Source organism: Streptomyces sp. FH025 (assembly GCF_017427025.1).
Classification (GTDB): Bacteria; Actinomycetota; Actinomycetes; order Streptomycetales; family Streptomycetaceae; genus Kitasatospora.
In genome coordinates this window covers 1-2,606 of record NZ_JAFLNG010000902.1, presented here as the reverse complement: position 1 = coordinate 2,606, position 2,606 = coordinate 1, and the positions used below count along the sequence as shown (strand labels likewise).

3 protein-coding genes and 1 pseudogene are annotated in these 2,606 nt (G+C 72.9%); all 4 read left to right on the top strand.

Going from position 1 to position 2,606, the window contains the following annotated elements; translation table 11 throughout:
• Positions 1–458: GbsR/MarR family transcriptional regulator (locus J0670_RS35455; protein WP_207816696.1), on the top strand; the 458-nt coding region annotated here is incomplete at its 5' end.
• A gap of 38 nt (positions 459–496) precedes the next feature.
• Positions 497–649 carry a hypothetical protein gene (locus tag J0670_RS35450; RefSeq protein WP_207816694.1) on the top strand — a complete coding sequence of 51 codons (153 nt, stop codon included), beginning with the start codon at positions 497–499 and terminating at the stop codon, positions 647–649.
• Positions 645–1,061, top strand: a pseudogene (locus tag J0670_RS35445) (polyphosphate kinase 2); the annotation flags it as partial. The gene J0670_RS35450 and the pseudogene J0670_RS35445, both read left to right, overlap by 5 nt.
• Before the next feature lie 285 nt (positions 1,062–1,346).
• Positions 1,347–1,793: an RICIN domain-containing protein gene (locus tag J0670_RS39695; protein WP_243437982.1), complete on the top strand. Its 447-nt coding sequence runs from the start codon at positions 1,347–1,349 to the stop codon at positions 1,791–1,793.
• The last annotated feature ends 813 nt before the right edge of the window (positions 1,794–2,606 follow it).

The following is a 2,606-nucleotide window of genomic DNA, read 5'->3' as shown; positions in this document are numbered from 1 at the left end:
CCGCCGTCGGCGAATTCGCCGACCAGCTGGCCGAGTTGCTGGTGCACGCCGGCATGCCTCGGATGGTGGCCCGGGTGCTCGGCTGCCTCTACGTCACCGACGAAGGCAGCCTGACCTCCGGCGACCTGGTACAGCGGCTGCAGGTCAGCCCGGCCGCCGTCTCCAAGGCGATCGGCTACCTGGAGGGGCAGGCGCTGGTCCGCCGCGAGCGCGACGACCGGCGGCGCCGCGAGCGGTACGTCATCGACGGCGACATCTGGTACCGCGCACTGCTGGCCAGCGCCGAACGCAACGCGGTGCTCGCCGGGATCACCCGCCACGGCGCCGAGTTGCTCGGACCCGCCACCCCCGCGGGCACCCGGATGGACGACGCGTCCGCGCTGCTGGAGCGGATCAGCCAGGACATCGTGCGGTCCGTCCGGCAGTGGTACGAGGAGCGCGGCCCGGTCCCGTCCTGATCGCCCGACGACCCGGGGCCCTCCCGACCGACGCCGACGTGGACGTGCATGCCGTTGGTGAACTGTTCGTCGGCGAGGATGGCGGCCCGCCGGCGCATCCGCCGGTAACGAGGGGTGGGGTGACGGGGATCGCCAGCCTGTCGGTGAAGGGCGCGGAGCCGATGGCGGCCAGCCGGCAGCCGCAGGATTAGGCGGGTCACCCAGTACCTCAACCCGCGCGTCGCCCGCATCGCGGCACTCCCGGTGCCCACCGACCGCCAGCGCGGCCAGCGGTACTTCCAGCGCTACGTGGAACAGCTGCCCGCCGCCGGGGAGATCGTTCTCTTCGATCGCGGCTGGTACAACCGCGCCGGGGTGGAGAAGGTGCTGGGCTTCTGCGCCGAGGAGGAGTACCGCCTCTTCCTGCGTCAGTGCCCGGTCTTCGAGGGGGTGCTCATCGAGGACGGCATCCTGCTGCGCAAGTACTGGTTCTCCGTCAGCGACGTGGAGCAGGAACGCCGGCTCCGGTCGCGGCTCGACGACCCGGGACGCCGGTGGAAGCTCTCCCCGATGGATGTCGAGTCCCTCACCCGCTGGGAGGACTACTCACGGGCCAAGGACGAACGGCGTCCGGCGCCCTCCACCACCGCCCCCGACAGGTCCAGCCGAAGGCCCTCGGGTTCCGCACAACTTTTTCGCGGGCGCGATGGTCCAACACCACGACGCCGCAGGGGATTTCTGGCGCATACTTTCGCCTTCGCAGCGCACCGCCCGTCGCACCTCAGGAGGACAGCCGTGACCGATCCCGCCCCCGCCCACAGACACCGCGCCCGCGCCGGCCTGCTCGCCCTCGCCGCCGCCCTCGCCACCGCCCTTCCGGTGGCCGCCCCGGGCGTCGCCCACGCCGAGATGATCCCCCGCTACACCCCCGCCTTCGAACTGCGCAACGAGGCGACCGGCAAGTGCCTGGAGGTCGCCGACTGGCGCACCGACGCCGGCGCCCCCGTCCGCCAGTGGACCTGCCACGGCGGTGCCAACCAGCAGTGGACCGCGAACAGCAACCGCCTCCTGATCAACAAGAACAGCGGGATGTGCCTGGACGTCCCCGGCGTCAGCACGGTGTGGGGCACCCAGGCGATCCAATGGGACTGCGGCATGTTCACCCGGCCCGCCAACCAGCGCTGGAGCGTGCCCGGCGTCAACGCGCCCTCGACCGGCCACCTGTCCAGCGACGTCGGGCTGCTCCTCGACGTGTCGGGCTCCAGCCCCGCCGACGGCGCCCCGGTCATCACCTGGGGCGCCAACGGCGGCGCCAACCAGAACTGGACCGGGCTCCAGCCCCGGATCGACTTCTGAGAGCGTTTCCCGGACGACGGGCGGGCGAAGGGTCGGGCGACCTACCCCGCGCTCATCGGCGGCCAGGGGCAGTGGAAGTGCAAGGGTCCACGGCCGTCGCTTCCCGTCCGGCATCAGCCGTCGAGCGCCTGCCCGCCGTCGCCGCCGAACTCGACACTCGACGGCCGCCTACGCGAAGCGCCCGGCTGGGAAACCCCAGCCGGGCATGTGCGTGAACCGCTCGCGGCCTGATCGAACCGGCTCACGTGCGGCAGCGGCTCCCGGAAACCGTCCGGCGGCCGCGGAGCCCCTGGCGTCAGGGGTGCCGGGTCAGTTGGCCGGGCCCCAGACCCAGCGGCCGGTGTTGGAGGAGCAGACGCCCACCGACAGGGACTGGCCAGGCTGGAGCGCTTCTGGCGCGCCGCCCTCGCGCCGCACTGGCCCGGTATGCGGGCCCGGCTGGAGGCCGACGTGTCCGCCCGGGGTCCGCGATCGCCCGGCACGGGATCGCGGACGCCGTCCATCAGCTTGCCCCCAACCTGGATTGGGACGGCGGTGCGCTGAACATCCGCCTTCTGCCCGGCAGTTCGTACCGTCTGAGCCCGGACGCCGACGGTGCGATCCTCGTGCCCGGTGTCTTCGCCGGCCGGGCGGTCTTCTGCGCCGCCGAACCCCCGGGCGCGTCGGCTCCCCGTACGCCGCTGATCGTCCATCCGGCTGCCCCGGCGACTCTCTCCCGGCCTCGGGGGGGGTGAGGGGCTGATCGGTACGACGCGTCTGAGGCCGCTGGCGGAACTCGCCCAGCCAGCGGCTCGCGGCCAGGCCCGGCCACGT

Bases quoted from the DNA above. Each gene is read 5' to 3' on its own strand.
- J0670_RS39695 (WP_243437982.1), top strand. From the start codon at position 1,347: ATGATCCCCCGCTACACCCCCGCCTTCGAACTGCGCAACGAGGCGACC.